A 26,262-nucleotide genomic window follows, 5' to 3' on the forward strand; every position below is an offset into this window, starting at 1 on the left:
TCAGCTCCCCCACTCGGCACGCAGTTCGTCTTCGAGGTCTTCGATGTCGGCTTGCCCGATGTCGGCCAGCGCCACGTCCGACGGGGTCAGCCCGCCGGCGTCCGGCCGCGCGGCGTGCGCCGCGAGCGCTTCCAGGGCGGCGAACCACAGCTCGGCCAGCTCGGTCACCTCGGCCCCGGTCAGCACCCCGGTCGGCCAGGTCCAGCCGGTCACCAGCCGCGGCCCGCCGTCGCCGTCCGCGGTGGCGGCGTTGATCTCCAGCAGGTGCGCCAGCGCCCGGTCCGGGTGCTGGTCCGGGCCGGTGTCGAGGCCGATCTCCAGGTCCCAGTCCGCGGTCGCCCCGACCGGGAACCGGCCCAGGTAGTTGAACGCGATCTGCGGTGACGCCGGACGGCGGAGGGCTTCGCAGGTGTCCGGGTTGAGGTAGCGCAGCATCCCGAACCCCACGCCGTGGTCCGGGAAGGCGCGCAGCTGCTCCTTGGTGTGCCGCACGAGGTCACCGGCCGCGGGACCACCGGCGAGCACCTCGTCGGCGTCGAACCGGCCGGGGTCCAGGCGCACCGGGTGCAGGCTGGTGAACCACCCGACGGTCCGGGACAGGTCCGCGCCGAGCAGGTCCTCCTCCCGGCCGTGGCCCTCCAGGTCCAGCAGCAGCTCGGTGTGCTCGGTGGCGGTGCGCCGTCGGCGCCACCGCGCGACCGCGAGGGAGAACCCGGCCAGCAGCACCTCGTCCACCCCGGCTCGCAGTGTCGCCGGGACCGCGGTCAGCACGGCCTCGGTCACCTCCGGCCCGAGGTCCAGGGTCAGCCGCTCCGCGCTGCCGCTGGTGTCCTGCGCCGGATCCAGCGCGCGGGCGCCGAGCAGCGGGTCCGGGGTGTCCAGGGTGCGAGACCAGAACTCGGACTCGGCCGCGCGCGCCGGGGTGCTGGCCTGCTCGACCAACCCCTGCGCCCAGGTCCGCAGCGAGGTGCCCACCGCGGGCAGTTCCGGCTGCTCACCGGCCGCAGCCCGCCGGTAGGCGTCCTGCAGGTCGGAGCGCAGGATGCGCCACGACACGGCGTCGATCACCAGGTGGTGCGCCACCACCAGCAGCAGGCCCGGTTCGTCGGGGCCGCGGTCGAACAGGACCGCCTGGAGCATCGCCCCGCGGGCCGGGTCGATCCGCTCCCGAGCGGCGGTGCCCTCCGCCAGCAGCGCCTCGCGGCGAGCGGTCTCGTCGGCCTCGGCCAGCTCGATCCGCCGCACGCAGCTCGCGGCCGGGACCGAGCCCGGTTCCGGGATCTGCGGCTCCCACCGCTCGGCCCGCAGGTCCACCACCATCCGCAGCGCATCGTGCCGGTCCAGGACCGCCTGCCACGCCGCGACGAGCGCGTCCAGGTCGAGACCGGCGGGCATCCGCAACACCTGGGACTGGGTGAAGTGCTCCGCCGGTCCGCGCTGCTCGGCGAGCCAGTGCCCGATCGGGGTCAGCGGCACCGGACCGGTCCCGACGTCGGCCGGGGCCGCGGCCCGGGATTCGGAGACGACCCGGGCGAGGGCTTCGGCGGTCTGCTTCTCGAAGACCTCGCGCAACGGCAGCACCAGGCCGATCTGGCGGGCGCGGCCGACCAGCTCGATGGACAGGATGCTGTCCCCGCCCAGGGCGAAGAACTCGGCGTCGGCAGCCACTTCCGGCAGCCCGAGCACTTCGGCGAACAACCGGCACAGCTGCTCCTCTACCGGTCCGCTCGGCGCGCGGCCGGTGCCGCCCTCCGGTGCGGTCGGCGCGACGGGATCCGCGACGAGGTCGAGCACGCCGCCCCGGGTCCAGCGCGCACGGCGACCGGTGCGGTGCATGCGGGCGTCCGGTCCGCCGAACGGATCGGGTTCGCCGTCCGCGCCGCCGGTCACCCACAGCTCGCCCACCACACCTCGGGGCACGAGGTTCCGGGCGCTGTCCAGGACGTAGCAGCCGCGCACCTCGGTGCCCTCCTCGGACAGCTCGGCGACCACGGCAGGGGCCCTGCCCCAGTCCAGGATCTCGGTCGTCTCCTCCGGGGAGAGCAGCTGGACGGAGCCGACCGGCTGGTGCGGATCCGCGCAGACCTGCTCCAGGACGCGGCGGAAGCGGCGGGCCAGGGCCACTGCGGTGTCGTGGTCGAACAGGTCCGCGCTGTACTGCAGAACGCCTTCCACGCCCGCCGGGGTGCCATCCGGGTTCCGCTGCTCGCGCAGTTCCACGGCCAGGTCGAACTTCGCCGACCCGGTGTCGGTGGGCAGACCGGTGACCGAGAGCCCGGGCATGCCGTCCACCGCCCGCAGCGCCGAATGCCGACCGCTGCTGTCGAAGGTGAGCATCACCTGGAACAACGGATGCCGGGACAACGACCGCTGCGGGTTCAACACCTCCACCAACCGCTCGAACGGCACATCCTGATGCCCAAAAGCACCCAGATCCACCTCACGAACCCGCCCCACCAACTCCACGAAGGACGGATCACCCGACACATCCCCCCGCAACACCACCGTATTCACGAAGAACCCGACCAAACCCTCCAACACCTCATCCGACCGACCCGCCACCGGCGACCCGACCGGAACATCCACACCCCCACCCAACCGCGACAACAACACCACCAACGCCGCCTGCACCACCATGAACAAGCTCGCCCGCGACGTGCGCGCCACGTCTTCCAGAGTGCGGTGCAGCTCCGGGGGCAGCTCCAGCTCCACGGTGCCGCCGCGCTGGGTGGCCACTTCCGGCCGCTGCCGGTCGACCGGCAGCGGCAGCTCCTCGGGCAACCCGGCCAACGCGGTGCGCCAGTACTCCAGCTGACCCGCCACCACACTCCCCGGATCCTCCTCCGAACCCAGGAAGTCCCGCTGCCACAACGCGTAGTCGGAGTACTGGACAGCGAGTTCCGGCCAGGCGGGCGAACGTCCCGACAGCCGCGCCTCGTACGCCGCGGCCAGGTCGCGTGCGATGATCGGCAGCGACCAGCCGTCCACCGCGATGTGGTGCATCAGCAGCAACAGCACGTGCTCGTCCGGTGCCAGCTCGTACAGCCGGACCCGCAGCGGTGGCTCGGCGGCCAGGTCGAACTGGTGCCGGACCTCCTGCTGCAGCACGGCGTCCAGCTCCTCGCGCCGCAGCTGCACCACCGGCAGGTCCAGCTCCAGCGCGCCGGGTGCCAGCACGACCTGGTACGGGCCGCGGGCGTCCTCGGTGAACACCGTCCGCAGCGACTCGTGCCTGCCGACCACATCGGACAGCGCCGCCCGCAGCGCCGCGATGTCCAGCCCGCCCCGCAACCGCAGCGCGGCGGGCACGTTGTAGGCCGCGCCCGGCTGGACCTGGTGCAGCAGCCACAACCGCCGCTGGCCGAACGACAGCGGAACCCGCGCCGGTCGCGGCCGCACCGCGGTCACCGGGGCGGCGGGCGCGCCGGTGTCCCCGAGGGCGGCGAGCGCTGCGGCCAGCCCCGCCGCGGTCGGGGTCTCGAAGATCTGCTTGATCGGCGGGTGCACGCCGAGCACCGACCTGATCCGACCGGCCAGGATCGTCGCGGACAACGAGTGCCCGCCGAGGGCGAAGAAGTCGTCGTGGATGCCGACCCGGTCGGCGCCGAGGACGTCGGCGATCAGACCGCACAGGATCTCCTCCTGCGGGGTCCGCGGCAGCTGGTCGGCGGGGGCGAGCTGCGCCGCGGCGGGCTCGGCGGTGTCCTCGTCGAGCAGCTCCACCTCGCCGCGCCGGGTCCAGCGCGCCGGGCGGCCGGTGCGCAGCAGCACGCTGCCGGGAGTCCCGTGCGGGTCGGGGACGAACTCGGCGGCGCCCGACCTCACCTGGTCCGGCTCGACACCGATGTGCAGCGTGCCGGCAACCCCGACCGGTTGCGGTCGCAGCTGGTCGTCGAGCACCAGCAGGCGCGTGCCGCGCGCGGGCCGGATCGCGCCGGACCGGGTGCGGAAGTAGGCCCGCGGCGCCGCTTCGGGCCCGTCGAGCGACTCGGCGGGGGGCTGCTCACCGGTGGTGTCGTTGAACTCCTCCAGCACCCGCCGACGCTCGCCGGGCAGGAGGACGTCGACCTCGGAGACCGCGCGCTCGGGTTCGGCGGTCACCGCGGCCAGCACCGCCAGCATCCGCGCGACCAGCCCGTCGGCGGTCTCGTCGTCGAACAGGTCGGCGCTGAACTGGAGCATGCCCCGCAACCCGGCCGGTGCGCCGTCGGGGGCCCGCTGCTCGCCGAACCCGAACATCAAGTCGAACTTGGCCACGCCGGTGTCGACCACCACCGGGTCCACGGTCAGGCCCCGCAGCTGCTCGACGGCCCCCAGGGCGCCTTCCCGGGCGGTGTTGTCGAAGGTGAGCATCACCTGGAACAACGGATGCCGGGACAACGACCGCTGCGGGTTCAACACCTCCACCAACCGCTCGAACGGCACATCCTGATGCCCAAAAGCACCCAGATCCACCTCACGAACCCGCCCCACCAACTCCACGAAGGACGGATCACCCGACACATCCCCCCGCAACACCACCGTATTCACGAAGAACCCGACCAAACCCTCCAACACCTCATCCGACCGACCCGCCACCGGCGACCCGACCGGAACATCCACACCCCCACCCAACCGCGACAACAACACCACCAACGCCGCCTGCACCACCATGAACAAGCTCGCGTCGTTGGCGCGGGCGAGCTCCACCAGGCGGGCGTGCACGTCGGCGGGCACCTCGAAGTCCAGGCGCCGCCCGGTGTAGGAGGCCTCAGCGGGCCGCTGCCGGTCGACCGGCAGCGGCAGCTCCTCGGGCAACCCGGCCAACGCGGTGCGCCAGTACTCCAGCTGACCCGCCACCACACTCCCCGGATCCTCCTCCGAACCCAGGAAATCCCGCTGCCACAACGCGAAATCCGCGTACTGCACGGCGATCTCCGACCACCCCGGGGCACCGCCCGACAGCCGCGCCTCGTAGGCCACGGCCAGATCGCGGGTGAGCACGGGCAGCGACCAGCCGTCGGCAGCGATGTGGTGCAGCACGATCAGCAGCACGTGCTCGTCCGACTCCCCGGCAGCACCACCGACGGCGAAGAGCGCGGCGCGCAACGGCGGATCGGTGGCCAGGTCGAACCCGCGCCGCGCGGCCTCGACGACGCTGGCCCGCACCCGGTCCGCCGACACCGCCACGACCTCCAGGTCCACCTCGGCGGGCGGGCGCACGACCTGGTACGGCCCTGCTTCGTCCTCCAAGTACGCGGTGCGCAGCGTTTCGTGCCTGCCGACCACATCGGACAGCGCCGCCCGCAGCGCCGCGATGTCCAGCCCGCCCCGCAACCGCAGCGCCAGCGGCACGTTGTAGCTGGCGCTCGGGCCCTCCAGCTTGTTCAGGAACCACATCCGCTGCTGGGCGAACGACAGCGGCAGCCGCTCGGGGCGCTCCGCCGCCCGGACGGGGGTGCGGTCCCGGCCGCTGAACTCGTCCAGGACCGCCGACAACCCGGCCACGGTCGGCGTGGTGAACAGCTGCCGGATGGTGATCTCGGCGCCGAACACCGAGCGGATCCGGGAGGCCAGCAGCGTGCCGAGCAGCGAGTGCCCGCCCAGGTGGAAGAAGTTGTCGTCGATGCTGACCACCGTCGTGCCCAGCACGTCGGCGAACAGCTCGCACAGGATCTCCTCCTGGGGACCGCGCGGTGCCCGCCCGGTCCCGGCCCGCGCCCCGTCGGGCTCGGGCAGCGCCTGCCGGTCCACCTTGCCGTTGAAGTTCACCGGCAGTTCGTCCAGCTGCACGAACGCCGTCGGCACCAGGTGCTCCGGCAGCCGCGCCGCGAGGTGCGCGCGCATCGTCTCCGCCGAGATCGCGCCGGTGGTGACCACGTAGGCGACCAACCGCCGGTCGCCGGGCCGGTCCTCGCGGACCACGACCGCGCACTGCTGGACCTCCGGGTGCTCGGACAGCGCGAACTCGATCTCCCCCGGCTCCACCCGGAAGCCGCGGATCTTGACCTGGTCGTCCGCGCGACCGGCGAACTCCAGCTCGCCGCGCCGGTTCCAGCGCACCAGGTCGCCGGTCCGGTACATGCGCTCGCCGTCACCGCTGAACGGGTTCGCGACGAACCGCTGCGCGGTGAGGTCCGGGCGCCCGAGGTAGCCGCGGGCCACTCCGCTCCCGGCCACGTGCAGCTCGCCGAGCACCCCGGCCGGGACCGGGCGCAGCAGCTCGTCCAGCACGTAGACCCGCGTGTTCACCGATGGCGTGCCGATCGGCACCGCGGCACCGATCCCGCTGCGGTGCGCCCAGCTGGTCGCGTCCACAGTGGTCTCGGTGGGGCCGTAGGCGTTGAACAGGGTGCACCGCTCGCCCCACTGCTCGACCAGGTCCGCGGGCGCCGCGTCACCGGCCACCACCACGGTCAGCCCCTCGGGCGACCGGGTGGGCGGGAGCACCGCGAGCGCGGCCGGTGGCAGCGTGATGTGGGTGATGCGGCGGTTCAGCAACGTCCGCGCCAGCGGTTCACCGGGCTCGCGCTCGTCGGCGTCGGGCAGCACCAGGCAGCCGCCCGCGAGCAGCGCCATGCAGATCTCCGAGATGGAGGCGTCGAAGCTGGGCGAGGCGAACTGCAGCACCCGGCTGTCCGGGCCGACCCCGAACCGCGGGATCTGCGTCGCCGCCAGGTCGCCGATGCCCGCGTGCGGCACGACCACGCCCTTCGGGCGGCCGGTGGAACCCGAGGTGTAGATCACGTACGCCGGGTGCTGGGCCCGCAGCGCCGCAGTGCGCTCGGCATCGGTGATCTCGCTGTCCGGGAACCCGTCCAGGTCGAGCCGGTCCAGTTCCACCGGCACGCCGGTGGGCAGGGCGGTGCCCGAGCTGGCTAGCACCACCGCAGGCCGGGCGTCGGTCAGCAGGTGCTCGACCCGCTCCGCCGGGTAGTCCGGGTCCACCGGGAGGTAGGCGGCTCCGGACTTGAGCACCGCCAGCAGCGACACGATCAGCTCGGGCGAGCGGGGCAGCGCCACCGCGACGATCGACTCCGGCCCTGCGCCTCGGCCGATCAGGTAGCGCGCCAGCCGGTTCGCCCGCGCGTCCAGCTCGGCGTAGCTGAGCACGCGCCCGCCCTGCTCGACGGCTGCTGCTGCGGGAGTGCTGCGCACCTGCCGCGCGAACAGCGCCGGGAGGAGTTCCGCCGCGTCGCGGGAGGTGTCGTTCCAGTCCACCAGCATCCGCTGCCGCTCGGCGGGTTCCAGGACGTCGACGGTGCTGACCGGCCGCCCCGGGTCGGCGACCGCCGACTCCAGCGTCCGCACCAGGCGGGCGGCGATCCGCAGTGCGGTGTCCGGGTCGAACAGGTCGGCGCTGTAGCGGATTCCGCCGGTGAGCCCGGCGGCGTCGCCACTCGCGGTGAGGTTCTCGCCGAGGTCCACGGACAGGTCGAACTCCGCGCCGCCCGCGTCCGCTTCGAGCAGCTCCACCTGCAGGCCCGGCATCTCGTTGATCGCCTCGATGCCGTCCTGCCGGAAGGTGTTCTGCCAGCTCAGCATGACCTGGAACAGCGGGTGCCGGGACAGCGAGCGGTCGGGTTGGAGCTCCTCGACCAACCGCTCGAACGGCACGTCCTGGTGCGCGTAGGCCGCCACGTTGGTGTCCCGCACGCGGGCGAGCAGTTCGACGAAGGTCGGGTCTCCCGCGGTGTCGGTGCGCAGCACGAGCGTGTTGACGAACACCCCGACCAGATCGGCGACCTCGGCCTCCTGGCGGCCCGCCACCGGGATCCCGATCGGCACGTCCGTTCCGGCACCCATCCGCGTGAGCAGGACCGCCATCGCCGCCTGCACCACCATGAACACGCTGGTCCGGGTGGATCGGGCCAGCTCGCGCAGCTGCTCGTGCAGGGCGGCCGGCACCTCGAACTCCAGGCGCTGGCCGCGGTGCGAGGCGACGGCCGGGCGCGGCCGGTCCGTCGGCAGCGCGAGCTCGTCGGGGATGCCCTCCAGCGCGCTGCGCCAGTACGCCAGGCCGCGGCCCAGCGGGCTGGCCGGATCGGTCTCCGAACCGAGTGCGCTGCGCTGCCACAACGCGTAGTCGGCGTACTGCAGCGGCAGTTCCGGCCAGTCCGGGGCCCGGCCGAAGCACCGGGCGCGGTACGCGGCGGCCACGTCGGCGGCCAGCTGCTGCATCGACCAGCCGTCCCCGGCCACGTGGTGCACCAACAGCAGCAGGACAGCTTCGTCCGGGGCGTCGTCGACGGTGAACAACCAGGTCCGCAACGGCGGGTCGGTGGCCAGGTCGAACTCGCACCGCGATGCCGCGACCAGCGCGGAGTCCAGCTCCGCGCGCACGGTCCGCACCTGGTCGAGGTCGGGGCGGGCCTGCTCCGGGGAGAGCACGACCTGGTGCAGGCCGATCTCGTCCTCGGCGAACACCGTGCGCAGCGTCTCGTGCCGGCGCACCACGTCGCACAGCGCCCCGCGCAGCGCGTCGCGGTCGAGCTGGCCGCGCAGGCGCAGCGGAACGGCGATGTTGTAGGTGGAGCTCGCGCTGTCGAGCCGGTTGAGGAACCACCAGCGGTGCTGGGCGTGCGAAGCGGGAATCCGCGCAGGCCGGTCCTGCGGGACCAGTGCGGGCGGCGCCGCAGCGGTGTCGGCCGCACCGGCGAGGAACTCCGAGATCCCGGCCACCGTGGGGGTGTCGAACACCTGCCGGACGGACATCTCGACCCCGGTCCGGGACCGGATCTCGGCGGCCACCCGGGTGGCCAGCAGCGAATGCCCGCCCAGCGCGAAGAAGTCGTCGTCGATGCCGACCCGCGGCACGCCGAGCGCCTCGGCGAACAGCGCGCACAGCGCCGCTTCCCGCGGATCGCGCGGCGCGCGGCCACCGACCCGGTAGACAGGTGCCGGGAGCGCCCCGCGGTCCACCTTGCCGTTGCGGGTCAGCGGCAGCGAGTCGAGCACCACCACCGCGGCGGGAACCATGTAGGGGGCGAGCTCGCGCTGCGCGTGCTCGCGCAGCGCGTCCTCGTCGAACGCCTCGTCATCGGTGGCGACGTAGGCCACCAGCCGCCGGTCGCCGGGCTGGTCCTCCCGCACCACCACCGCGGTGTGCGCCACCCCGGGATGCTCGGCCAGCACCGACTCGATCTCGCCGAGCTCGATGCGGTGGCCGCGCACCTTCACCTGCGAGTCGGTGCGCCCGGCGAACTCCAGCTGCCCGTCGGCGTTCCACCGGGCCAGGTCGCCGGTGCGGTACATCCGGGAGCCCGGTTCGCCGAACGGGTCGGCCACGAACCGCTCCGCGGTCAGGTCGGGTCGGCCCAGGTAGCCGCGCGCCAGTCCGGGCCCGGCGATGTGCAGCTCCCCCACCGCGCCCGGCGGCAGCGGCTGGAGCGCCGCGTCCAGCACGTACATCCGGGTGTTGCGGAACGGGCGCCCGATGGGCACCGGGCCGGACGGGGTCGGCTCGCCGGGCTCGAGGCGGAACTCCGCGCAGTTCACCGTCGCCTCGGTCGGCCCGTAGGCGTTGCGCACCGGCACGTCGGGGAACCGGGCCCGCCACTTCTCGAGCATCCCGCCGTAGAGGGCTTCGCCGCCCAGGATCAGGCACCCGCTGGGGGACGCCTCATCCGGCAGCGCCTCCAGCATCTCCAGGTGGCTGGGCGTGGCCTTGACCAGCGTCGAGCGCCCGAAGCGCCGCACCGCCTCCTCGGTCATCCCTCCGATGCGCACCCGACCGCCGCTGACCAGCGGGGTGAACAGCGCGGTGACCGTCAGGTCGAACGACAGCGGTGAGTGCACCAGGGCGGAGCCGGTGGCCGCCGGGTACGCCCGCGCCGCGTGCTCCAGGTAGTCGTCGAGGCTGCGGTGCTCGACGACCACGCCCTTCGGCCGCCCGGTCGACCCTGAGGTGTAGATGACGTACGCCGGGTGCTGCCGGGTCAGGGGCGCCAGGCGGTCGGCGTCGAGCAGGTCGGCGGCGGAGTGCTGCGCCAGCGGTGCGTTGTCGATGGCCACCGCCGCGATCCCGTCCAGCGGCAGCGCACCCAGCAGCTCGCCGGTGCTGATCACCAGGTGCGGCCTGCTGTCGGCGAGCAGGTGGCGGATCCGGTCGGCGGGGTGCTCGGGGTCCACCGGGACGTACCCGGCGCCCGACTTCAGCACCGCGAGCAGGGCGACCACGGCGTCGGTGGACTGCGGGAGCGCCACCGCCACGAGCGTCCCGGGACCGGCACCGCGCTCGACCAGGTGCCGGGCCAGCCGGTTGGCGGTCGCGTTGAGCTCGGCGTAGGACAGCGTTCCGGTCTCGGACTCCACGGCGGTGCGGTCCGGGCTGCGGTGGGCCTGCTCCTCGAAGCGCACCGGCAGCACCGGCTGCGCCGCCGCGCCCGTCTCGTGGCAGTCCTCCAGGATCTCGCGGCGCCGCGCCGGGCCCAGCAGCCCGCACCGGCCGACCGGCGCGTCCCCCGCGTCCAGCAGCCGCCCCAGGAAGTCCAGGAACCGGTCGCGGTGCGCCAGCACCTCGTCGTGGTCGTACAGCGCCGGGTTGGCGACGAAGTCGACCCTGATCCCGCTGGCCCCGTCCGGGGTGCCGTAGACGTGCACCGCGAGGTCGCGCACCCGGCCGGTGGACAGCTGGCGCGCCACCGACGGCCGCTCCCCGAACCGGACCGCCTGGTCGAAGGTGACCAGGTTGAGCACCGGCCCGGCCAGCAGGTCGGCGCCGGAACGGCCGAGCTCGGCGTGCAGGTCCTCGCCCCGGTAGCGCTGGTGCCGGACCGCGCTGATCAGTTCCCGCCCGGCCCGCTCGGCCAGGTCGGGCAGCCCCCGCCACGGCCGGACGGGCATCCGCAGGGGCAGCTCGTTGGTCATCATGGCCGGGGTGGCCAGCGCGGTGGCCGTGGTGCGCCCGGCCATCGGGATGCCGAGCACCAGGTCGTCGACCGAGGCGATCCGGTGCAGGTAGGTGGCCAGCGCCGCGGTGAACACCGACGGCCAGCGCGTGCGGGCGGAGCGGGTCAGCGCCAGCAACGAGTCGACGTGCTGCTCCGGGAGCCACTCGGTGCTGAGCAGCTCGGCGGGCTGCGCCTGCGCGGAGCTTCCGGCCAGCAGCAGCGGGCCCGGTGCGTCGGCGAACCGGTCGAGCCAGTACCGGCGGTCGCGCTCGTGCGCCGCCGAACCGCTGTAGGCGGCGTCCTCGGCGAGCAGGTCGGGCAGCGAGCCGAACGGCGACGGGCCGGGATCACCGCCAGCCACCAGGGCGCGGTAGATCTCCGCGACGCGGCGGGTGTGCAGGGCTTGCCCCCACCCGTCCAGGACGATGTGGTGGTAGCGGAAGTAGAACAGGTGCCGCGCCGGTGCCAGCCGCAGCAGGGCGTGGCCGAACAGCCGACCGCCCAGCAGATCCGCCGGGGCGGCCAGGTCGGCGCGCATCCAGCGCTGCGCCGCGGCCTCCGGGTCGGGTTCGGCGTCGAGCTCGACCAGCGGAAGCGGCGCGTCCACCTCGTCGTGCAGCAGCTGCCGCGGGCCGCCGGGTCCGTCCACGAAGGACACCCGCAGGGCTTGGGTCTCCGCCACCGCGCGCCGCACCGCCCGCGCCAGCAGCGCCGCGTCCAGCGCGCCGTCGATCTCGAAGCAGACACCGCAGTGGTAGAGCGGGCTGCCGGGTTGCAGCTCCTGCGCGACCCACACCCCCCGCTGGGCGGCCGACAGGGCGAACTCGACTCCGGACATCGTCAACCTGCGCTCCCTTGCCCCATTCCCGCTCGGACGACCGATCCGGCGCCCGTTCACCGATCCGGTGTGCTCGCTCCGCGGCCCAGGAACTCCGCCAGCGCCGCGACCGTGGGGTGCTCCCACACCAGGTCCGCGCCGAACTCCTGCTGGCTGCGCTGCTCGATGTCGGCGACCAGGGCCACAGCGCGCACCGAGTCCAGCCCGTAGTCGGCCAGCAGCACGTCCGGCTCGATGCGGGCGGCGTCCACCTCCAGGTGCCGGGCCAGGCGTTCGGTCAACCAGGTGCGCCACTCCGCCACCGGCACGCCGGTCGGACAGTCGTTCGCGGTCATCGCGACATCCCCTCCTGCTCGACGGCCGCCACCGGCACCCGCCGGTCGACGTCGGCGAACTGCGCGACCAGGTCCCCGGCGAGGAACAGCGACCGCATCTCGGCGCGCTGGACCTTCCCGCTCGTGGTGCGCCGCACCCCGCCGCGCGCCAGCAGCACGATGCCGCCGACGGACACACCGAACTCGTCGGCGACCTCGTGCTTCATCCGCCGCGCCAGGTCCCGCAGCACGTCCTCGGGCAGGTTCGGCCGGACCTCGTGGGTCAGCACCACGGCGTGCTCGCCGCCACCGCCGGTGAGGGGCACGGCGAACGCGGCTCCGACGCTGCCGAGCTCGGGGTGCCGCAGCCGCATCTCCTGCTCCAGGTCCTGCGGGTAGAGGTTGCGGCCGCGAATGATCAGCACCTCGCGCCGGCGGCCGGTGAGGTAGAGCTCGCCGTCGTGGACGGTGCCGAGGTCGCCGGTGCGCAGGAACTCCCCGTCACCGGGCCCGGCGCGGAAGGTGGCCTCCGTCTGGTCCGGCCGCTGCCAGTACCCGCGCGCGACGCTGTTGCCGCGCAACCAGATCTCGCCGATGCGCCCTCCGGGCAGCTCCGCACCCGTGACCGGGTCGGCGATCCGCACCTCGTAGTCGGCCGCCGGGCCGTGCGCGACGAGCCGCCGACCGCCCTCGGTGACGGGCACGAACTCGTGCTGCTCCAATCGGTCCGGGTCGACGCGCACCGCCACCGGCCCGCGGTCGGCCACCCCCGAGACGTACACGGTGGCCTCGGCGAGCCCGTAGCACGGGCTGAACGCTTCGGCCCGGAAGCCGTGCGCCGCGAACCGCTCGGCGAATTCCTCCATCGTGGACACCTGCACCGGCTCGGAACCGTTGACCGCGTAGCGCCAGCGCGACAGGTCCAACCCCGCCAGCTCCTCGTCCACCGCGCGCCGGGTGCACAGCTCGTAGCCGAAGTTCGGGGCCGGGGACCACGCGATGTCGTAGCGGTCGATCATCCACAGCCACTGGTGCGGGCGCTTGATGAACTCGGTGGGGGTCATCAGCGCGCAGCTGCCGCCGAGGAACAGCGCGGGCAGCGTCTGCGCCAACAGCCCCATGTCGTGGAACTGCGGGGCCCAGCCGCCGAAGCGGGTGCCCTCCGCGATGCCGAGACCACCGGCCAGCGCCGCGGCGTTGGCCAGCAGGTTGCCGTGGGTCACCATGACGCCCTTGGGGTCGCCGGTGGAGCCGGAGGTGTACTGCAGCATCGCCAGGTCGTCGCGGCCGATCGCGGGCGCCGACCAGGCGTCGCCGGGCAGGTCGGCACCGTCGGTGGCCAGCACCTCGACCCCGTCGAGGCGCAGTTCGCCGACGAGCTCCTCGACCTCGGCCCCGTGGCCCGGATCGGTGAGGACCGCCGAGATCCCGGCGTCCTCGGCGATGCCGCGCACCCGCCTGCGCTCGTGCCGGAAACGTCCCGGCAACGGCGCGGGCACTGCGACCATCCCGGCGTACAGGCAGCCCAGGAAGCTCGTGGTGAAGTCCACCGGCGGCTGCAGCAGCAGGATCCGCGAACCCGATCGGCAGCGACCGCTCAGCAGGTCGGCGATCGCGCGGGCCCGCCGGTCCAGCTCGGCGTAGGAAAGCCGCTCGTCCTGCCTGTCCCTGGCGTCGCGGACCCGGATGATCGCGTCCTGCTCCGGTCGCTGCGAAGCCCTGGCCCGGATCAGCTCCACCGCGTGCACGGCCTGCGTCAGGTCCGTCATCGGTGCTCTCGACTCCCTCCCGGAAGAACTCCTCGGCAAGCCGCCTTCGAACCGCGTGCGGCAGGTGGGGGGTGCTCGGGTGCGTCCGGCGGACGTCGAGCGCCCGGCCCACCCGCGGGGAAGTGCGGCCGCGTGACGCGGCCTCCTCGTGAGGTCGAAAGCTAGCCAGCGGCCGCGAAGGGGGTCAACCTCCGTAAGCCAGCGCGAAAAAACGCCCGGAACGAACCTCCGGGCGTTTTCAGCGTGGGGTTAAGGCCTCTTCGGACAGCACCGCCGTCCGACCACTGTGGACATCAGTCGGCCGCGTCCAGCGGTATCCGCGCGGACACCGTGAAACCGCCGTCGAAACCGGGCGCTGCGTGGAACCGCCCGCCGAGCAGTTCCACGCGCTCCCGCAAGCCGACCAGGCCGAGGCCGCTTCCCGGGATGGGCGCGGTGCGCTCGCGCGGGGCGGCGTTGTGCACCTCGACCAGCAGCTCCCCGTCGCGGCGCCGGAGCAGGACCTCGGTGCGGGCCGAACCGGCGTGCTTGTGCGCGTTGGTCAGCGCCTCCTGCACGACCCGGTACGCGGTGTGCTGGACCATGACCGGGAGGTCGGACAGCTCCCCCTCGTGCCGGATGCCGATGTCGAGCCCGGCCGAGCGCGACCGCCGCACCATGGCCTGCACCGCCTCCAGGTTGGGCTGGGCCACCGGTTCGGCGGGCGGTTGCGAGGCGCGCAGGACCCCGAGCACCTCGCGGAGCTGGGCCAGCGCCTCCCGGCCGGTGCTGCGGATCAGCGCCGCTTCCCGGACGACTTCGCCGTCCTGGGCGTTGACCTCGATGGCTCCGGCGTGCAGCACCATGAGCGTCACCCGGTGCGCGACCACGTCGTGCATCTCGCGGGCGATGCGGGAGCGCTCCTGCAACCGCGCCTGCTCCTGCTTGGCGGCCTGGGAGAGCTCCAGCTGCTCGGCCCGCTCGCGCAGCCCGCGCACCACCTGGCGTCGGGCGGCGCTCCAGAGGCCGACCATCAGCGGCAGCCCGACGAACAGCGCCGCCGCTCCGAGCGAGCTCTCCAACGACCAGTTGGCCCGGGGAAGGTCGGCGGCGATGGCCACGACCCCGGGCAGCGCGGCGGAGAGCGAGGCCACCACCACGTAGGCCAGCAACCGGCTGGTGCGCTGGAAGACCGCAGCCGCGGTGTAGGACGCGACGCACAGCGCGGGCCAGGCCGACACCGCCAACCAGCTGACCAGCGCGATCGCGAACAGCGGCCAGGTCCGCCGCGGCCGCATCCGCACCGCCAGCGCGGAGGCCACCCCGATCACCGCGCACACTGCGAGCTTCGGCGCGCCCATCGGCTCCCACCCCGGGAACGCGATGGACGGCCCCAGCGGCAGGAAGCTGCCCGCGAACACGGCCAGCTGCAGCGCCACCGGCCGCGCCTCGTGCACCAGCCGCCGCAACCGACCGCCGGCCACGTCCTCCCCGTTGCTCACCACGGGCGAAGAGCCTACCGATCGGGGGCGATCCGGCACCCGGCGCGATCGGCCGGGGGCGGCTGCAACTTTGGTGACACCGATCCGATTCCTTCGGCCGACGTGCGGCCGCGCGCGCGACCGGAAGATCTCCGGTATGACAACCTCCGCCGCTGCGGTCAGCGCCGCTGGCCTGAACAAGGTGTTCGGTTCGGGCGATGCCCGCATCACCGCGCTCGACGACGTCGACGTGAGCTTCGGACGCGAGCAGTTCACCGCCATCATGGGCCCGTCCGGCTCGGGCAAGTCCACCCTCATGCACTGCGTGGCGGGTCTGGACGCGCCGACCTCCGGGCAGGTCTGGATCGGCGACACCGAGCTCACCGGTCTCACCGACGCCCAGCTCACCGAGCTGCGCCGGGACCGCGTCGGATTCGTCTTCCAGGCCTTCAACCTGCTGCCCACCCTCACCGCCCGGGAGAACGTGCTGCTGCCGCTGGACCTGGCCGGCCGCCGCCCCGACCAGCAGCACGTGGACACCATCGTCGACGCGGTCGGGCTGCGCGACCGCCTCGAGCACCGCCCCAGCCAGCTCTCCGGCGGCCAGCAGCAGCGGGTCGCGCTGGCCCGCGCGCTGGTGACCAGCCCGGACGTGGTCTTCGCCGACGAGCCCACCGGCGCGCTGGACTCCAAGTCCTCCGCCGACATTCTGGAGTTCCTGAGGCGCTGCGTGGACGAGCTGGGCCAGACCGTGGTCATGGTGACCCACGAGCCGACCGCCGCCGCCCACGCCGACCGCGTGCTGTTCCTCTCCGACGGCAAGATCGTCGACGAGCTCTACGGCCCGTCCGCCGACGGCGTTCTGGACCGGATGAAGTCGCTGGAGAAGGGGGCCGTCTGATGCTGCGCGCGATGCTGCGCGACCTGTTCGGGCACCGGGCCCGGGTCGCCATGACGCTGGTGGCGATCGCCTCCGGTGTCGCCTTCGTGGTCGCCAGCTGGGTGGTGTCGGACTCGCTGGCCAAGACGCTGTCCAGCGGCGACGCCCGCGGCGACGTCGGGGTGGTGGCGCGCGGCAGCGGCGACGAGCCCGAGTTCACCCCCGCCGACCGGGACCGGCTCGGCGAGCTGCCCGGCGTGGTGTCCTCGACCGCCGTCGTCTCCGGGCGGGCGGGCCTGGTCTCCGCCGACGGCAAGCTGGTCCCGATCGGGCACGACCGCGCCGCGACGAACTGGGACGACACCGGCCGGTTCGTGCTGCGCGAAGGCCGCGCGCCGCAGAACGCCGGGGAGGTCGCCGTGGGCCGGGATCAGCTGCGCACCGCGCAGGTCCAGCTCGGCCAGCAGGCACGGGTGCTGCTGCCGGACGGCCGCGAGGATCACCCGGTGGTGGTCGGCACCTTCGACTACCGCCCGCTCGGGCAGCGCGAGGAGGGCCCTGCGGAGAACGTCCCGGCGGTCGCCTACGACCAGGCCACCGCGGTCCAGCTGTTCGGCGACCGGTTCACCCGGATCGAGCTCGGCACCGCCCCCGGCACCGATCCGGCGGCCGCCAAGACCGCTGCCGGGCAGCTGCTCGGCGACCGCGCCGAGGTGCTCACCGGCGCCGACGTGGTCGCCGAGTCCCAGCGGGCGGCGAACACCACGGCGCAGAACACGCTGGCCCAGCTGCTGCCGTTCGCCGCGGTCGCGCTGCTGGTGGCCAGCTTCGTCATCGCCAACACCTTCGGTCTGCTGGTCACCCAGCGGACCCGCCAGTTCGCGCTGCTGCGCGCGGTTGGGGCGCACCGCGGCCAGGTCCGCCGCAGCGTGGTCGTGGAGGCCACCGCGCTGGCACTGGCCGGTGGCACGCTCGGCGCGCTGCTGGGCGTCGGGCTCGGGCTGGTCGCCTTCCGCGCGTTGCAGCCCGACGACGCGGTGCAGTACAGCGTGCCGCCGATCGGGATCGTCGCCGGCTACGCGGCGGCGATCGTGGTGACCGTGCTGGCCGCGTCCGGTGCGGCGCGCCGGGCAGCGTCCGTTCCCCCGCTGGCCGCGCTGCGCATGGACGCGGTGCTGCCACCGGCCGCGCTGCGCCGCCGGACGACGGCTGGCCTGGGCTGCCTGTTCATCGGGGCGGGCGCGATCATCGCCACCTCGGACACCGCGCTGAGCACGGCCGAGCGGGTCATCGGCATGGCCGGTGCGGTCCTGTGCGCCCTGGCGGTGATCCTGCTCGCGCCGAAGCTGGCGCTGCTGGTGCTGCGCCCGGTGGCGGCCTGGACCGACCGCCGCGCGAGCCAGCCCGTCCGGCTCGGGGTGCGCAACGCGGCGCGCGACCCGCGGCGCAGTTCGGCCACCGCCACCACGCTGATGGTCAGCCTGGGTCTGGTGTGCGCGTTCGCGACGCTGAGCGCCAGCCTGACCAGCCTGGCGACCTCGTCGATCAAGGTGAACATCCCGGCCACCACCGCGATCCTGCAGCCCGCCGCGGGCGGCGCGGCCACACTGGCGCCAGGGGTGCTCGACGAGGTGCGGTCGCTGCCCGGGATCACCGACGTGATGGCCTCCCGGGACTCCTTCGCCGAGATCCGCCACGCGGGCGGCGCCAGCAAGCGGATCGTCTCGGCGATCGACCCGGAGGGCGTCGGCACCGTGCTGACGCCGAAGATCACCGCGGGCACCGCCGAGCTGTCCAGCGGCGCGATCGTGGCGCAGAACGAGGCGAACCTGCTCAAGATCGGCCCCGGGGACGACATCGAGGTGGTGCTCGACGACGGCACCGCGGTGCCCACCCGGGTGGCCGGGGTCTACGAGGCGACCGAGGCGCAGGCCAGCATCTTCTTGGACGAGGCGCTGGTCTCCCCCCGCCTGCGCGACCACATCAACTCGATCTACGCGGGCGGCCCGGACCCGGCCGCCGCCGAGGCCGCTCTGCGCACCGCGTTCGAGAACCGGCCCGACATCGCCATCACGGACCGGGACGGGCTCGTCGAGCAGCGCGTCGAGACCTTCCGCTACGCCCTGCTGGTCATGTACGCGATGTTCGCGGTGGCCGTCGTCATCGCGGTGTTCGGCGTGGTCAACACGCTGGGGCTGTCGGTGATCGAGCGGACCCGGGAGATCGGCATGCTCCGCGCGGTCGGCGCCAGCCGCCAGCTGGTCCGCCGGATGCTGCGGGCCGAGGGCGTCGTGATCTCCCTCTACGGCGGCGTTCTCGGCCTGGTGGTGGGCATCGGCGTGGGCACCGTCATGCAGCACACCATGCTCGGCCAAGAGCTGTGGCGGGTCAGCATCCCGATCCCGGCTGTGCTGCTGGCGCTCGTCGGCACCGTCGTGGTCGGCGTGGTCGCGGCCATCTGGCCCGCCAAGCGGGCGGCCGGGACGCCCATCCTGGACGCGATCGACGCGCAGTGAACCACCCGCGGGCGGAGCCGCGCACCGGAACCACCGGCGGCGGCTCCGCCCGTTTCTTCCACAGTAGACATATTTGCAAATGGCTAAAGCTCGCAGGAACCCGCTGATCTGCGCGAGGATCCGCTTGATTATGCCCGCGGGCTGATCCAGACTGCGGAACCAGCCAGTCCGCGGAATCCGATCGCGACGGCCGGACCCGCGCGGTATTTCCGATCCGCTTGCCGCAGGAAGGACAGCGCCGCATGCCAGCTGCGAGCACGCCGAGTCTGCTGGACCTCCACCACCCGGATTGGACCCGCGACCCCTACCCGCTCTACCACCGGATGCGGCAGCACGCACCGGTGCTCTGGGACGAGCTGATGCGCAGCTGGATCGTGCTGGGCCACCAGGAGATCGCCCGGCTCAGCAAGGACGAACGGCTCTCCGGTGCGCGCATCCGCGACTTCCACGCCCAGCTGCCACCGGCCGCCCGCGGCGACCTGGAACCGCTCGCGCGGGCGCTGTCGGACATGATGCTGTTCAACGAACCACCCCGGCACACCAGGCTGCGGCGGCTGATCCGCCCCGGCCTGACCCCGCGGTTCATCCGCGAGATGCGCCCGCTGATCGAATCCACAGTGGACTCCCTGCTGAGCGGGGTCGCCGACCGGGGCGAGATGGACGTCATCCGCGACTTCTCCGAACCCCTGTCCCGCGACGTGATCGCCCGGCTGGCCGGGGTGCCCGACCACGCCGCCGGGCTGCTGGAGAACTGGCAAGGTCTGCTGCACGAGTTCTTCTCCCAGTCCAGCGCGCAGGTCCCGCGGGTCAACGCGCTGCGCGCCGCCTTCGACGAGGTCGCAGAACAGCGCGAGCGCGGCCAGGCCGAGGACGTGTTCAGCCGGATCATCGCCGAGCAGCTCGCGGCCGAGGAGTTCACCGAGGACGAGGTCTTCGCGAACTTCCTGCTGCTCATCGACGCCGGGCAGGCGACGACCACGCACCTGATCGGCAACGCAGTCTTGGCGCTGCTGCGCAACCCGGACCAGCTGGCCCTGCTGCGCGAGGCCCCGGAGCTGACCCGCGACGCCACTCACGAGCTGATGCGCTACGACAGCTCGGTCCAGTTCACCTCCCGGGTCGCGCTGGCCGACCTGGAGATCGCCGGTCAGCACATCCGGCAGGGGCAGACGGTGATCCTGGTGCTGGGCGCGGGCAACCGCGATCCCCGCCGCTACCCCGATCCCGACCGGCTCGACGTCCGGCGCAAGGCCACCGACCACCTGTCCTTCGGCCACGGCATCCACTACTGCCTGGGGGCATCGCTGGCCCTGGCCGAGATCGAGATCGCCGTGCGGGAACTGCTCCGGCGCACCGAGGACCTACACCTGGCCGAACCCGAACCGTCCTGGATGGACAGCATCAACTTCCGCTTCGCCAAGGCGCTCCCGGTCCGGTTCCGCCCGGCGGGCCGCGGCCCGGCCACCGAGGCGGCGCAGTCGGCCACCGGAGGGCAGCGGTGAGCTACCTCGGGCATCCCAGGCTGAACTTCGCGGGCACCTTCCAGTCCGATGTGGCCACGGTGAACAACGCGGCACCCTACTTCGACAACAACGCGTTCGAGCCCCGCTACCGCTGGCGGATGAACCTGCCCGACATCAACGGGTTGTGGAACCCGGTCGGCACCAACGCCTTCCGGCTCACCGACGTGGCCATCACCAGCGGCTGCTACCCGGACGGACGGACCGAGACCTACCGCGGGGTCGACCCGGTGCTGGAGGGCCGCCTCGCCGACGACGACCTGCGTGCGCACGGCCGGTTCGTCGACCTGGACCCGCAGAACCAGCTCGTCTCGGAGCTGTGCGGGGTGCGGGTGCGCCTGCTGGACGCCACCGGCGCGCAGCTGCTCAAGGCGACGTTCCGAACCGCGGCGATGGACGACATGTGGATGCGCGCCGACCTGCCCTCCGGGCGCAAGGACCCGGCCGCCTGCTACCAGTCCGTGCTCACCGACCTGGAGTGGGCCGACCCGCTGCCCTCACCGCTGCTGCGGGCCCTGCGGGAGACCACCCGGGACGGGCGGCTGTCCATCAAGTTCAACGTCGACGGCGTCGAGGACGGCGTGGAGCAGTGGCCGGACAACATCACCTTCGGGCGCATCGTGGGCTCCATCGGCCCGCACCTCACCGGCGAACCCGAGCACGCCGCGGGCGGTCGGCGCCGCCTGCTGCGCGTCGGGGAGGGACCGCTGAACCACGCCCCCTGCCGGGTCGAGGAGTCCGGGATGGTCTTCGTCGACCTGGGCAACAGCATCCCGGCGACGCGGCGCGGCGGCCCGCTGGCCGACGTCGGTCCGCTGCGCCTGGCGGTGCTGCGAACCGACGCCACCCCGGAACCGCTGGCCCCGCTGGACGGCATCGACCCGCAGTTCTACGAGCGCTCCGCCGGGATCGCCACCGCCCGCCTCGGGCCGCAACAGCGGGCCGCTGCGGCGCAGCGACCGCTGGCGGTGATCGACGCGGCCGACCCGCCCGCGGTACTGCTCGCCGAGGCCCCCGACGGTCTGGCGGTGCACGCCGAGCGCTTCGTGTTCCGGCTCTACCCAGAACCGCCCGAGGACTCCGCGTCCGCGGTGCTCGTGGCCACCCGGTTCGGGCGGCCCGCCGCGCAGCTCCCGCTCTTCGTCGGCAACGACGAGCAGACCCCCGCGTTGAGCTTCCCGCGCGAGGTCACCACCGGTGCCGACGGGCGGGCCGAGGTGGTGCTGCACGCCACCGACCCCGGGCACCCCCGCCCGTTCATCGACGGAGTGGTGGCGCGGGTGCCCTTCGGGATCGCCGCGCGGCCGGACGCCCCGGCCGGGAACCTGTCGGTGCGGGTCTTCGACCGCCACCCGGTGCCCGAGCGGCCGACCTGGTTCCGCGACGTGCAGCCGATCTTCCAGCAGTACGCCAACCTCTTCCCCGTCATGCACGACGTCTTCGACCTGGGCAACTACAACCACGTGGTGCGGCACCGCACCTACATCCGGCGAACCATGCTGGCCCCGCTGGACTCGCCCAACCACATGCCCGTGACCAGGGACCTCTCAACAGGGAAACGAGACATGATCGTGAAATGGCTGGAGTCCGGACCGCAGCCGCCGGTGCTGGAGATCAACACGCCCGAGGAGCTCCGCACCGTGCTCCAGCACGCGGTCTGGTTGGAGCAGGCGACCATCCCGCCGTACCTGACCGCGCTGCTGTCCATCAGACCGGGCTTCAACGTCCGGATCGCCGAGCTGATCCGCGGCGTGGTGCTGGAGGAGATGCAGCACATGGCGCAGGTCTGCAACATCCTCAACGCGATCGGCGGGAAACCGCAGATCGGGCGCCCGGGGCTGGTGCCGACCTATCCCGGTCGGCTGCCCGGCCCGGTGCTGCCGGACCTGGTGGTGCGGCTGCGCAAGCTGTCCCTGGAGCACGTGCGGGACGTGTTCATGGCCATCGAGCAACCCGAGCACCCGGTGGTCGACGGTCGCGAGTTCCGCGGCCGCGTGCTGGATCCCAGCACCGTCCGGCTGGACCGCGCCGGCAACGTCCTGTCCGCCGACGACGCCGCGATCCGCCGGCTGGAGGAGTGGTTCACCAAGGCCGAGTACACGCCGCAGACCATCGGCTGGTTCTACAACCAGATCGCGCGGGCCATCTGCCGCCTCGACGACGGCGGGCGGCTGTTCAGCGGTGACCCGGCGCTGCAGGTGAGCTGGCCGGACGCGCCGGGGACGCTGTTCCGGGTCACCGACAAGCGCTCGGCGCTGCTGGCCCTGCACCAGATCATCGAGGAGGGCGAGGGCAGCCCGCACGACCTGGACGACGACGGGATCGCCGACCCCGACGAGCTCGGCCACTACTACCGGTTCCAGGAGATCGTCAACGGGCGGCAGCTGATCCGCAACGACCGCGGCGAGTGGGTCTTCGAGGGCCCGGAGATCCGCTTCCAGGCGGAGGGCGTGTTCCCGATGGTGGACGACCCGGACACCTACCGGCTGCCGGCCAATTCCGCCGCGCGCCGGGACTCCCAGCTGTGCGACGAGTCCTACACGAACATGATGACCGGGCTCAGCCGGGTGTTCAACGGGCACCCGGACGAGCTGGACGACGCGGTCGGCCTGATGTACCAGCTCCAGGTGCAGGCCCGGAAGCTGCTCACCACCCCGTCGGGCCCCGGGGAGCAGACCGTGCTGGGCCCGGCGTTCCAGTCCCCCGGCGTGGAGTTCTGACGTGCCGCCCCGGGAGTTCTGGGCGGCGGTCGTGGAACGGCGCGGCACCCCGCTGCCCCGCTGGGCGGACCGGGGACCGGCCACCGGCGACACCGCCGTGCACGAGGTCCAGCTCGCACCTGGTGCCGCGCGCGGTGCGGCGCGGGCGCTGGGGGTGCCGGTCGAAGTCGCACTGCTCACCGCGCACGTCAAGGTCATCGCCGCCGTCACCGGCGAACCGCAGGTGCTGACCGGCTACCGACCGGCGCAGGTCGTGCTGCCGTGCTCCGTCGCGCTGTCCGACGAGGACTCCTGGCGCGCGCTGGCGTCCGCGGTGCACGACGCGGAAGCCGACCTGCGGGCGAACGAGCCCTGCCCGTCGGACTTGCTCGACAGCGGGTCGCCGATCGACGCAGTCCTGGACCTCTCCGACGGCCCCGACGCCCTGCCGCACCCGCTGCGGGTGCGGGCCGACGCCGCTGGCGACCGGCTGCGCTTGTCCTTCCGGACCGGGGAGTTCAGCGCCGACCAGGTCGAACGGCTCGGCGAGTACTACCGCGCCGCGCTCGACCTGATGACCCGGCAGCCCGGCGAACGCCACACCAGCGCCTCCCTGCTCCCGCTCGCCGAACTGGAGCTGCAGCTCGACGGGCTGGCCGGACCGGACCGGGACCTGCCCGACCGGCGCCTGCACGAGCTCTTCGAAGAACGCGTCCGCGCCCACCCCGACCGGATCGCGGCCGTGCACCGCGGCACCGAGTGGAGCTACCGGCAGCTCGACGAGCGCGCCAACGGCATCGCGCGGGAACTGCTCGACCGGGGGCTGCGCCCGGAGGACGTGGTGGCCGTGGTGTCCGACCGCACGCTGGACTGGATGGCGGCCGTGCTCGGGATCTTCAAGGCGGGCGGCTGCTACCTGCCGGTGGACCCGGAGTTCCCGGCCGCCCGGGTCGACCGGATGCTGCGGCGCAGCGAGTGCCGCATCGCGCTGACCGGCGAGGCCGCGCACGCCGACTTGGGCGACGAGGTCGTCGCCGTGCCGCTGGCCGGGATCGGCGACTCCGCCGAGCAAACCGGGCAGCGGGTGGCCGCCGACCAGCTCGCCTACATCTACTTCACCTCCGGCTCCACCGGGGAGCCGAAGGGTGCCATGTGCGAGCACCTGGGCATGCTCAACCACGTCCTGGCCAAGATCGAGGACTTCGGCCTGCGGGAGGGCGCGGTCATCGCCCAGACCGCGCCGCAGTGCTTCGACATCTCGCTGTGGCAACTGGTGGCTGCGCTGCTGATCGGTGGCCGCACCGTGCTCGTCGAGCAGGCGACCATCGTCGACGGCGCCCGCTTCGCCGACCACCTCGTCGACCACGGCGTGGAAGTGGTGCAGCTGGTCCCGTCCTACTTGGACGTGGTGCTCGACGAGCTCCGCCAGCGCGCCGACCGCCTGGCCCTGCGGTGCGCGTCGGTGACCGGCGAAGCGGTGAAGAAGGAGCTCACCGAGCGCTGGTTCGGGGCGCTGCCCCAGGTGCGGCTGGTCAACGCCTACGGCCTCACCGAGACCTCCGACGACACCAACCACGAGGTGATGACCGAGCCCCCGGCCCACGACCGGGTGCCGCTGGGCCCACCTGTGCGCAACACCCGCGTCTACGTCGTGGACGAGCAGCTGCGGCCGGTGCCGCTGGGCGCCCCTGGCGAGATCGTGTTCTCCGGGATCTGCGTCGGGCGCGGCTACATCAACGACGAGGAGCGCACCCGCGCGGTGTTCCTGCCCGACCCGCACCGGCCGGGCAACCGCCTGTACCGCTCCGGTGACCTGGGGCGCTGGCTGCCCGGAGGCAAGCTGGAGTTCCTCGGCCGCCGGGACGCCCAGGTCAAGATCCGCGGCTTCCGCATCGAGATCGGCGAGATCGAGAACGAGCTGCTGCGCGTCCCCCGGGTCGGCGACAGCGCCGTGGTCGTGAGCACCGACCCGGGCGGCGGCAAGCACCTCGTGGCGTTCCACACCGGACCGGCCAGGCCCGCAGAGCAGCTCGCGGCCCCCCTGGCGCAGGCGCTGCCCGACTACATGGTCCCCGAGCGCTTCCACCACCTCGACGCGCTCCCGGTCAACGACAACGGCAAGATCGACCGGAAGGCGCTGACCGAGCTGGCCGACCGCGCCTCGGCCGACGCGCCGCACGCCCCGCCCGAGACCCCCACCGAGCAGCGGCTGGCGCTGCTGTGGTCCGAGGTGCTGGGGGTACCGGCCGACCAGATCGGCCGCGAGGACGACTTCTTCGCCCGCGGCGGCACCTCGCTGTCCGCGATCCAGCTCCTGACCCGGCTGGAGCAGCGCATCGCGCTGCGCGACTTCGCCGACGCACCCGTGCTGGCATCGCTGGCTGCCCTGCTGGACGAGCGGCCGACCGGAAAGGCATCCCCGTGAAGATCTTCGAGGAGGCCGGGCGGACCCCGGTCGTGCAGGCCCCGGACGCACCGGCCGGACCGGGGTGGGTCGCCGAGCACCGCGCCGCGCTGCACGAGCTGGTGGACGATCTCGGCGCGTTCGTGATCCGCGGCACCGGAGTGTCCACTGTCGACCACGCGGTGTCGGTGAGCCGGGCGCTGGCCGCCCCGCTGCTGCCCGAGAAGGAGGGGTTCGCCCGGCGGCGCACCTGCGCCGACGGCGTCTACTCCTCCTCGGAGTGGCCCGCCAACCAACCGATGTGCATGCACCAGGAGCTCAGCTACGCGCTCCGCTGCCCGGGCCTGCTCGTCGTGACCTGCCTGCGCGCCCCGGAGTCCGGGGGTGGGACGGGGGTGGCCGACGCCGGTGCCGTGTTCGAGGCCCTGCCCGCCGATCTCGTCGACCGGTTCGAGCGGGAGGGCTGGCAGCTGGTCCGCAACTACGGCGGCGCGATCGGCATGCCGTGGCAGGAGGCCTTCGGCACCGAGGACCGCTCGGAGGTCGAGCGCTACTGCCGGGACAACGCCATCGACTTCGAGTGGGACGGCGACTCCGGGCTGCGCACCACCCAGCGCCGCCGCGCGGTCATCGCGCATCCGCGCAGCGCCCGCCGCCTGTGGTTCAACCAGATCGCCTTCCTCAGCGAGTGGACCATGCAACCCGAGGTCCGCGAATACCTGGTCGCCGAGCTCGGCCCCGACGGCCTGCCGTTCACCAGCCGCTACGGGTCCGGCGAACCGATCGAGCCCGACGTGGTGGACCTGATCAACGAGGTTTACGAGAAGCACACCCGCTGCACGCCGTGGCAGGACGGCGACGTCCTGGTCGTCGACAACCTGGCCTGCGCGCACAGCCGCGAGCCCTACCGCGGCGACCGCGAAGTGCTGGTCGCGATGGGCTCGCCCCAGCAGCTTCCCGCCCACTCCCCGACCACCGCGTCCGCTTGAGG

Annotated in this window: 10 protein-coding genes; 6 read left to right on the forward strand and 4 right to left on the reverse strand. The window is 73.2% G+C overall.

What is annotated here, in order from left to right; all coding sequences use genetic code 11:
* The 4 genes from F1721_RS22575 to F1721_RS22590 all read right to left on the reverse strand — a co-directional run bounded on the left by F1721_RS22575 (nucleotide 1) and on the right by F1721_RS22590 (nucleotide 15,276).
* Nucleotides 1-11,709: a non-ribosomal peptide synthetase gene (locus F1721_RS22575; protein ID WP_150068741.1), complete on the reverse strand. Its 11,709-nt coding sequence runs from the start codon at nucleotides 11,707-11,709 to the stop codon at nucleotides 1-3.
* 56 nt (nucleotides 11,710-11,765) lie between these two features.
* The gene (locus tag F1721_RS22580; protein ID WP_150068742.1) at nucleotides 11,766-12,044 is read right to left on the reverse strand and encodes an acyl carrier protein; all 279 of its coding nucleotides are present in this window, start codon (nucleotides 12,042-12,044) and stop codon (nucleotides 11,766-11,768) included.
* Nucleotides 12,041-13,792, reverse strand: a complete 1,752-nt coding sequence (locus F1721_RS22585; protein ID WP_150068743.1) for a fatty acyl-AMP ligase — start codon at nucleotides 13,790-13,792, stop codon at nucleotides 12,041-12,043. Before F1721_RS22585 ends, F1721_RS22580 begins: the two co-directional genes overlap by 4 nt.
* Before the next feature lie 293 nt (nucleotides 13,793-14,085).
* Nucleotides 14,086-15,276: a sensor histidine kinase gene (locus tag F1721_RS22590; RefSeq protein WP_170301573.1), complete on the reverse strand. Its 1,191-nt coding sequence runs from the start codon at nucleotides 15,274-15,276 to the stop codon at nucleotides 14,086-14,088.
* A gap of 133 nt (nucleotides 15,277-15,409) precedes the next feature.
* On the opposite strand from F1721_RS22590, the gene F1721_RS22595 reads away from it, so the two are divergent.
* The 6 genes from F1721_RS22595 to F1721_RS22620 all read left to right on the forward strand — a co-directional run bounded on the left by F1721_RS22595 (nucleotide 15,410) and on the right by F1721_RS22620 (nucleotide 26,260).
* Entirely contained in the window at nucleotides 15,410-16,153 is a 744-nt protein-coding gene (locus F1721_RS22595) for an ABC transporter ATP-binding protein (RefSeq protein ID WP_150068745.1), read from the forward strand.
* Complete coding sequence (locus F1721_RS22600) at nucleotides 16,153-18,648, forward strand: ABC transporter permease (RefSeq protein WP_150068746.1); 2,496 nt, start codon at nucleotides 16,153-16,155, stop codon at nucleotides 18,646-18,648. The genes F1721_RS22595 and F1721_RS22600 overlap by 1 nt, the downstream gene beginning before the upstream one ends.
* Before the next feature lie 242 nt (nucleotides 18,649-18,890).
* Nucleotides 18,891-20,150 carry a cytochrome P450 gene (locus F1721_RS22605; RefSeq protein ID WP_150068747.1) on the forward strand — a complete coding sequence of 420 codons (1,260 nt, stop codon included), beginning with the start codon at nucleotides 18,891-18,893 and terminating at the stop codon, nucleotides 20,148-20,150.
* Nucleotides 20,147-22,888, forward strand: coding sequence for a ferritin-like domain-containing protein (locus F1721_RS22610; protein WP_150068748.1), 2,742 nt, complete (start codon nucleotides 20,147-20,149; stop codon nucleotides 22,886-22,888). Before F1721_RS22605 ends, F1721_RS22610 begins: the two co-directional genes overlap by 4 nt.
* Before the next feature lies 1 nt (nucleotide 22,889).
* A complete protein-coding gene (locus F1721_RS22615) occupies nucleotides 22,890-25,292 on the forward strand; it encodes a non-ribosomal peptide synthetase (protein WP_150068749.1) in 2,403 nt (800 codons plus the stop codon).
* On the forward strand, nucleotides 25,289-26,260 hold the full coding sequence (locus tag F1721_RS22620) for a TauD/TfdA family dioxygenase (protein ID WP_246155247.1): 972 nt from the start codon (nucleotides 25,289-25,291) through the stop codon (nucleotides 26,258-26,260). Before F1721_RS22615 ends, F1721_RS22620 begins: the two co-directional genes overlap by 4 nt.
* The last annotated feature ends 2 nt before the right edge of the window (nucleotides 26,261-26,262 follow it).

The organism is Saccharopolyspora hirsuta, assembly GCF_008630535.1.
Classification (GTDB): Bacteria; Actinomycetota; Actinomycetes; order Mycobacteriales; family Pseudonocardiaceae; genus Saccharopolyspora; species Saccharopolyspora hirsuta.